This window comes from Lentzea indica, assembly GCF_012184385.1.
GTDB classification, from domain to species: Bacteria; Actinomycetota; Actinomycetes; order Mycobacteriales; family Pseudonocardiaceae; genus Lentzea; species Lentzea indica.
This window is the reverse complement of sequence record NZ_VSRL01000356.1, coordinates 1-7307: the sequence shown is the minus strand read 5'-3', so window position 1 is coordinate 7307 and position 7307 is coordinate 1. Positions and strand designations below refer to the sequence as shown.

The window sequence follows — 7307 nt, the reverse complement described above, 5'->3', positions numbered from 1 at the left end:
CCGCCGCGAGCCTCGTTGGAGACGCGGCTGGCCGAGGTCGTCGCGACCCGTGCGGCGGCGTTGCAGGCGCACGGGGCCGAGTTGCCTCGTGCGAACAAGCGTTGCCACAGCGGTACTGGCAGGTGACGGCCTGACGCCCGAGCGGATGGTTCGTCGGGAGCAGGGGCAGCAGGCGGCGGCCCCGATCGGTGGGTGAGGACACGCAGGCCTCCGAGATCGGTCAGTGTGGGAACTGGCCGAACCTAAGAGCCGAACGAGTTCGCCTGTCGTCCACCAGGTGAACGACAGGCGAACACGCGCTACACCCGAACGATCACAGCACGCACGGTGATCAACCGATTTCACCCAGCTGACGACGACCTTCGCGCCACACCGCGACGACCGACGGCCGAGGTTGCGAGTTGCCCCCGTCCGGCCAGTGCGAAACCGGCTTGTCCGCAGTGGCGCCGTCGACCTCGCCGGGGTGCTGCACGCACACGGTGATGACCCTCTCGCCGATCACCGGACCGCACGTCTCACCGCCGCGCGGCACCGTGAGGAACAGCTTCAGGTGCCCGCGTTCCCGCCCTTCCAGCGGCACGCCGTAGAGGCCGTCGTTGAGCCCGTCGAGCTTGCCGTCGGCGTCCGTGGAGATCCACAGGTTCCCGTGACGGTCGAACGCCAGGTTGTCCGGACTGGAGATCGGGCTGACCTGCGACTTGTCGTAGCCGCCGAAGTACGTGCTGGGGTCGTCCGGGAAACCGCACACCAGGAACAGGTTCCAGGTGAACGTCAGTGCCAGCGCGTCGCCGCGGTGTTCGGTCAGCTCCAGCACCTGCCCGTGGCGGTTGTTCACCCTCGGGTTCGGCTCGGTCCCGCCTTCCTTGCCCGCGGCGCCGCGCTCGGTGTTGTTGGTGAGCGCGCAGTAGACGACGCCGGTGCGCGGGTGCGTCTGGATGTCCTCGGGACGGTCCATTTTGGTCGCACCGACCTTGTCCGCGGCGATCCGCGTGAAGACGTAGACCTCCTCTGCGGACATGCCCGGCACGAACGACTTCTTCCCGCTGGCCAACGGGATCCACTCGCCGGTGCCGTCGAACTTCCCGTCGCTGGGCAGCTTTCCCGAGCCGTCGATCTCCGACGCCGGGCTGTCGCCCTTGAACCGTCCGACGTAGAGCGTGCCGTCGTCGAGCAGCGTCATGTTGTGGCGGCGCGCGGCTTTGCTGTTGCCGCGCTTGACCTTGCCGTTCGAGATGAACTTGTAGACGTACTCGAACCGCTCGTCGTCACCGGAGTAAGCGACCACCCGGCCGTCGCCGGCGATGCGCACGTTCGCGGTCTCGTGCTTGAACCGGCCGAGCGCGGTGTGCTTGACCGGCGTGGAGTCCGGGTCGTTCGGGTCGAGCTCGATGACCCAGCCGAACCTGTTGACCTCGTTGGGTTCCTGCGCGAGGTCCCAGCGCTTGTCGAAGCGCTCCCACTTGCGCGTGGTCGCCGTGCCGGTGACGCCGTAGCGGGTCAGGCGCGGGTCGTTGCGGCCAGCGGCGTTGGCGAAGTACTGGTTGAAGTTCTCCTCGCCGGACAGGATCGTGCCCCACGGCGTGACGCCGCCCGCACAGTTGTTGATCGTGCCGAAGACCTTGCGCCCGGTGGGGTCGACCGAGGTCTTCAGCAGGTCGCTGCCTGCAGCAGGACCACGCATCTCGAACGCCGTGTTGAGGGTGATGCGCCGGTTGTACCTGCTGAACCTCGGCCTGTAGTGGCCGGAGAACAGCGAGCGCTTGATCATGAACACCGAGAGGCCGTGCGCGGCCCAGCCGATCTTCGCCTGTTCCTCGGTGGGGTTGTTCGGGTCGTAGCCGCGGAACATCAGCCGTTCGCTGGTGTACTCGTGGTTGGTGACCATGAGACCCGTCAGCTCCAACGGGTCCAGCGGCAGGATCGCGGCGAAGTCGCAGTTGAAGCCGAACTGCTTCTCCTGCTTCGCGGCGGTCTGGTTGTCGAAGTCGAACTCCGGCACGCCGGGGAAGAGCGGGTCACCCCAGCGGATCACGACCCCCTGCCGGTACCCCTCCGGGATGACGACCTCGTCCTTGGTGTTGACCTCGACGGGCTTGAAGTCGAGTCCCTTCGGCGGACGGTGGCCCTGGGCCTCTGGCTCAGCGGCGGCGGTCGTGGGCAGTGCGACCGTCGCGGCGGCAGCGACCACGGCACCAGCCTTGAGCGCGGTGCGGCGGCTCACCAGGTCGCCGAAGTACGGGTTGTCCGAGGTGTTCGGGACGTCGTGGAAGCACGCGTCCCCGCAGCGGTACTCGCAAGTCAGCGCTGCTCTGCCGATCCGATGGTTGGCTAGCGGCAGAGGAATCATGGTGGTGGCCTCCTACGGTCGGTGCGGGAACCGGCACCGACCGTATTCGCCCGTTCATGCTTTGTTAACCCACAAGTTGTTCGCCCGCGAGGACAGCTTCCGACGGAACGTCCCTTGTGTCCGTCCGGTTGAGCGTGAGCGGGTCGAGCAGGCCGATCTTCTGACGTTCCTCGCGAGTCCTTGGCCAGGAACGTTGCACAAAGGATCAGCGCGACAGCCCGATCCCCAGTGCGAGGTACGGTTCCGGTGTGGATGCGGTGATCTTCGACCTCGACGGCGTTCTGATCGACTCCGAGCAGGTGTGGGACGAGGTGCGCCAGGCGTTCGCCGCCGCGCACGGCGGCACCTGGACCCCTGAAGCGACCCGTGCCATGCAGGGGATGTCGACGCCGGAGTGGGGCGCGTACCTGGTGTCGGCGGTGGGCGTGCGGATGTCTGCCGCGGAGGCTTCGGCCGGTGTGATCGCCGAGATGGAGAAGGCCTATGCCGCGCACCTGCCGGTGATCCCAGGGGCAGTCGAGACGGTCCGGTCCGTCTCGTCTCGGTTCCCCGTCGCGATCGCTTCGTCCGCGCCGGCTGTGCTGATCAAGGTGTTCCTGGACGTCACCGGCCTGCCGGTGCCCGTCGCCGTGTCGTCGGAGGAGTGCGCCGCAGGCAAGCCGTCGCCCGACGTCTATCTGCTGGCGGCGTCGCGACTCGGCGTTGAACCTTCCTCTTGTTACGCCGTCGAGGACTCGACGAACGGGCTCAAGGCCGCGCTGGCTGCCGGGATGACCGTGCTCGCCGTGCCGAACCCGCACTTCCCACCGGCGGCCGACGTGCTGGCTCAGGTGCGGGTGCTGTCCTCGATCGCCGACCTGCCGGACGCGCTGGCGTAGCTGATCGCGGCCATGCCGATGGCGAGGCACGTGCAGGCGATGACGCCCTCCGGCCAGTAGATGTGGCTGTCGAGGAACAGGAAGCTGCCGAACAGCAGGAAAGCGGCTCCTGGAATCGCCTTGAGCCTGTGTTTGAGCAGCGCACACACGGCGATCGCGATGCTGGCCGCGAAGAAGCACCACGCGCCAACGGTTCCGAGCTGATTGCCGATCTTGAACAGGGGCGCGTCGGCGGGCGAGCGGCCGCCGTTGGCGATGGCCATCGCGCCACCACCGATGCCCGCCAACGCGTCGAGCGCGCCGTAGAAGACGACGTAGCCGAACGTGGCCGTGCGGCCGGCCCAGCGCACGATCTTCGGGGTGTCTTCGAGCAGAACCCATTGCGCGGCACCGAGCAGCGGGAAGATCACCGCCAGGATGACGTGCATGTCCTGCCACCACTGCGCGGTCGTCGCGTCGAGGTGGTGCGGGTGGGTCAGGCCGATGCCGGCGAGGACCAGGCCGGGGAGGGCGACGAGCAGGGTGCGCACCGGCCAGAACCTAGCGGAAGCGGGACTTTCGCTGAGACTCCGAACACACGAACGTGTCTGTCTCTGAACGGCCGCAGCTGCCTAGCGTGGCGCACATGACGCAACGAGTTGCTGTAGTCACCGGCACGGCGCAGGGCATGGGGCTGAGGATCGCGGACGTGCTGCGCGAGGACGGGTACGCCGTCGTCGGGTTCGACCAGCAGGAGAGCAAGGACGGGATCGTCGGCAACGTCGCCAGCGCCGCGGACGTTCAGCGGCTGACCGAGCACGTCGTCAGCACCTACGGGCGGGTGGACGTGCTGGTCAACAACGCGGGGATCGCCGGCATCGTGCCGTTCGAGGAGACGACGCTCGAGCAGTGGGAACGGATCATGGCGGTCAACCTGACCGGGCCGTTCCTGCTCACGCAGGCGCTGGGCAAGATCATGCTCGACCAGCGGAGCGGCAGCGTCATCAACATCGCGAGTGTCGCCGGGCTGCAGGGCGTGGCGGACCGGGCGGCGTACAACACGACCAAGCACGGGCTGATCGGGCTGACGCGCACCCTCAGCGTCGAGTGGGGTGGCCGCGGGATCAGGGTCAACGCCGTGTGCCCCGGCTGGGTCAAGACCGAGATGGACGTCGAGTCGCAGGCCGGCGGCTACTACGTCGACGAGGACATCACGAACCACGTGCCGGCGGGCAGGTTCGCGGTGCCGGACGACATCGCGCAGGCCGTGCGGTTCCTGGCCAGCGACAACGCCCGGTACATCAACGGCGTCGCACTGCCCGTCGACGGCGGGTGGACCGCGGACGGAAGCTGGCAGAACCTGCGGCTCTCGAAGCGCTGAACGGTGTCTGCAAGTACCACCAACAGCGAGTTGGTGGTACTTGCAGACGACCAGGAACTCAGGCCTCGCCGCGGATGAACGCCTCGACGGCCGCGTGAGCCTCGGAGTCCGAGTACTGCTCGGGCGGGGACTTCATGAAGTACGACGACGCCGAGAGGATCGGGCCGCCGATGCCCCGGTCGAGGGCGATCTTCGCCGCGCGGACCGCGTCGATGATGATGCCCGCGGAGTTCGGGGAGTCCCAGACCTCCAGCTTGTACTCGAGGTTCAGCGGCACGTCGCCGAACGCGCGGCCTTCCAGGCGCACGTAGGCCCACTTGCGGTCGTCGAGCCACGCCACGTAGTCCGACGGACCGATGTGGACGTTGTCCTTGCCGATGTCGCGGCTGAGCTGCGACGTCACGGACTGGGTCTTGGAGACCTTCTTGGACTCCAGGCGCTCCAGTTCCTTCATGTTGAGGAAGTCCATGTTGCCGCCCACGTTCAGCTGCATGGTGCGGTCGAGCTGGACGCCCCGGTCCTCGAAGAGCTTCGCCAGCACGCGGTGCGTGATGGTGGCGCCGACCTGCGACTTGATGTCGTCACCGACGATCGGCACGCCGGCAGCGCGGAACTTCTCCGCCCACTCCGGGTCCGACGCGATGAAGACCGGCAGGGCGTTGACGAACGCCACACCGGCGTCGATGGCGCACTGGGCGTAGAAGCGGTCCGCTTTCTCGGAGCCCACCGGCAGGTACGACACGAGGACGTCGACCTCGGCGTCGCGCAGCGCCTGCACGACGTCGACCGGCTCGAAGTCGGACTCCTCGATCGTCTCCCGGTAGAACCGGCCGAGACCGTCGAGGGTGTGCCCGCGCTGCACGACAACGCCCAGCGGCGGCACGTCCGCGATCTTGATCGTGTTGTTCTCGCTGGCCACGATCGCTTCGGCCAGGTCGACACCGACCTTCTTCGCGTCGACGTCGAACGCTGCGACGAACTCGACATCGCCCACGTGGTAGTCACCGAACTGCACGTGCATCAGGCCGGGCACGCGGGTGCTCGGGTCGGCGTCCCGGTAGTAGTGGACACCCTGCACCAGCGACGCCGCGCAGTTGCCAACCCCGACGATGGCCACTCGAACGGTGCGGCGGTTTTCGCCCATTGCCGAGTCCTCCTTGATCAACTATGAGTACTACTCGTCCTGCTCGGACTTTTCGTGCGCGATGAGCTCGTTGAGCCATCGCACCTCGCGCTCAGTGCTTTCCAGGCCCTGCCTGTGCAGCTCACGGGTGTAGCGGTCGATCTGCTCACCCGTGCGAGTGAGCCGCTCGCGTAGCCCCTCCCTGCGTTCTTCGACACACCGCCGCCGACCTTCCAGGATTCGCATCCTGATCTCGGCCGGCGTGCGCGAGAAGAACGCCAGGTGGACTCCGAACGAGTCGTCGTCCCAGGTCTGCGGCCCCGCGTTGGCGAGGAGATCGGCGAACCGCTCCTTGCCCTCCGGGGTCAGCTTGTAGACCTTGCGCGCCCGACGTCCCCAAGAAAGAGCCGACTCCTCCGGCCCCTCCTCCACGATCAGGCCCGCACGTTGGAGTCGCCGCAATGTTGGGTACAGCGATCCGTAGGAGAACGCGCGAAACGCTCCGAGCAGGTCATGCAAGCGCTTGCGCAGCTCGTAGCCGTGCATCGGCGCCTCGTGCAGCAGGCCGAGCAGCGCGAACTCGAACACGAGTCACCTCCTCGCACCTGCACCGATAGGTGAGGTGATTATATCGCTGCGATACATCGATCGCCCCCCTTCACTGTGGGATGTGGCACACCGTGATACCGCGCCGGACCCCGCTGCCCTGAACGGCCCATCATCGGAAAGCGGTCGGCACGTACTCTGGTGACGTGTTGACCCAACGGCAGGTGGTGGACTACTCGCTGCAGCGGCGTGCGCTGCTGGCGGAGGTCTACGCCGGTCGCACGGGCACCATGGAGGTCTGCGACGCGTCTCCGTACCTGCTGCGAGCTGCGAAGTTCCACGGGACGCAGACCCAGGTGCCCTGCCCGGTGTGCCGGAAGGAACCGCTCACGAACGTGTCGTGGGTCTACGGTGACGAGCTCAAGCACGCGACCGGCTCGGCGCGGACACCTGAAGAACTGGTGAAGATGGCAACGCTCTTCGACGAGTTCACGGTGTACGTCGTTGAAGTTTGTCGCACGTGCAGTTGGAACCACCTGGTGCAGTCATACGTCCTGGGGAAGCGTGGGCTGGAAAAGCCACGCAGGAGGACTGCGGCGGAATGATCCACAGGTGACACTGCTCCGAATGAAGTACGACCACCGAACCGTGTGCTGATGCACGCCGGTCTGGGAGGCCTTTTCACGTGAACGACCAGCATGATGACCGGCAGCGCGGAGGCGAGCCGCAGTGGCCGACCGGGGACGACCCGGACGGCGGCGGCACGAGGCGCGATGTCCCGAATCAGCCACGACCGGGAACCCCACCCGGCGGTTTCGCGCGCCCTCCTCAGGGTGGCACGCCACCCGGTGGTTTCCCACAGCAGCAGCCCCCACGCCGCCCGAACGGACCAGGCGGACCTCAGGGCGCTCCCGGTGGGCCTGGAGGCCCTCAGGGCGGTCCAGGGCGTCCGCAGGGACCCGTGAACGGTCCCGGCGTCCCTCAGGGCGGACCCGGCGGCCGTCCCCCGACGCCTCCCGGTGGCATGCCGATGGCACCGCCTCCCGGTGGCCG

Annotated in this window: 7 protein-coding genes; 3 read left to right on the top strand and 4 right to left on the bottom strand. The window is 67.4% G+C overall.

From position 1 onward, the window contains the following. Positions 1-331: 331 nt before the first annotated feature. Complete coding sequence (locus tag FXN61_RS45515) at positions 332-2347, bottom strand: PhoX family protein (RefSeq protein WP_188136188.1); 2016 nt, start codon at positions 2345-2347, stop codon at positions 332-334. A gap of 248 nt (positions 2348-2595) precedes the next feature. Here FXN61_RS45515 and FXN61_RS45510 point away from each other — a divergent pair, with 248 nt between their 5' ends. Then, positions 2596-3225 (top strand): HAD family hydrolase, encoded by a 630-nt coding sequence (locus FXN61_RS45510; protein WP_167980031.1) that lies wholly within the window; start codon positions 2596-2598, stop codon positions 3223-3225. On the opposite strand, the gene FXN61_RS45505 is transcribed toward FXN61_RS45510, so the two are convergent. Beyond that, complete coding sequence (locus tag FXN61_RS45505) at positions 3174-3755, bottom strand: hypothetical protein (RefSeq protein WP_167980030.1); 582 nt, start codon at positions 3753-3755, stop codon at positions 3174-3176. The genes FXN61_RS45510 and FXN61_RS45505 overlap by 52 nt on opposite strands. Before the next feature lie 95 nt (positions 3756-3850). On the opposite strand from FXN61_RS45505, the gene FXN61_RS45500 reads away from it, so the two are divergent. Next, a complete protein-coding gene (locus tag FXN61_RS45500) occupies positions 3851-4585 on the top strand; it encodes an SDR family NAD(P)-dependent oxidoreductase (protein WP_167980029.1) in 735 nt (244 codons plus the stop codon). Positions 4586-4643: 58 nt separating this feature from the next. On the opposite strand, the gene FXN61_RS45495 is transcribed toward FXN61_RS45500, so the two are convergent. Together FXN61_RS45495 and FXN61_RS45490 are read right to left on the bottom strand one after the other, a co-directional pair. Further along, positions 4644-5729 (bottom strand): inositol-3-phosphate synthase, encoded by a 1086-nt coding sequence (locus FXN61_RS45495; protein ID WP_167980028.1) that lies wholly within the window; start codon positions 5727-5729, stop codon positions 4644-4646. A gap of 30 nt (positions 5730-5759) precedes the next feature. Then, positions 5760-6296 (bottom strand): PadR family transcriptional regulator, encoded by a 537-nt coding sequence (locus FXN61_RS45490; protein ID WP_167980027.1) that lies wholly within the window; start codon positions 6294-6296, stop codon positions 5760-5762. Between the two features lie 164 nt (positions 6297-6460). Between FXN61_RS45490 and FXN61_RS45485 the strand changes: the two genes are divergently transcribed. Continuing rightward, on the top strand, positions 6461-6859 hold the full coding sequence (locus tag FXN61_RS45485; protein WP_167980026.1) for a DUF5318 domain-containing protein: 399 nt from the start codon (positions 6461-6463) through the stop codon (positions 6857-6859). The last annotated feature ends 448 nt before the right edge of the window (positions 6860-7307 follow it).

What these genes read in the sequence shown, in the direction of transcription:
- FXN61_RS45495 (WP_167980028.1), bottom strand. Translation starts at nt 5,729, where the DNA reads ATGGGCGAAAACCGCCGCACCGTTCGAGTGGCCATCGTCGGGGTTGGC.
- FXN61_RS45515 (WP_188136188.1), bottom strand. Translation starts at nt 2,347, where the DNA reads ATGATTCCTCTGCCGCTAGCCAACCATCGGATCGGCAGAGCAGCGCTG.
- FXN61_RS45500 (WP_167980029.1), top strand. Translation starts at nt 3,851, where the DNA reads ATGACGCAACGAGTTGCTGTAGTCACCGGCACGGCGCAGGGCATGGGG.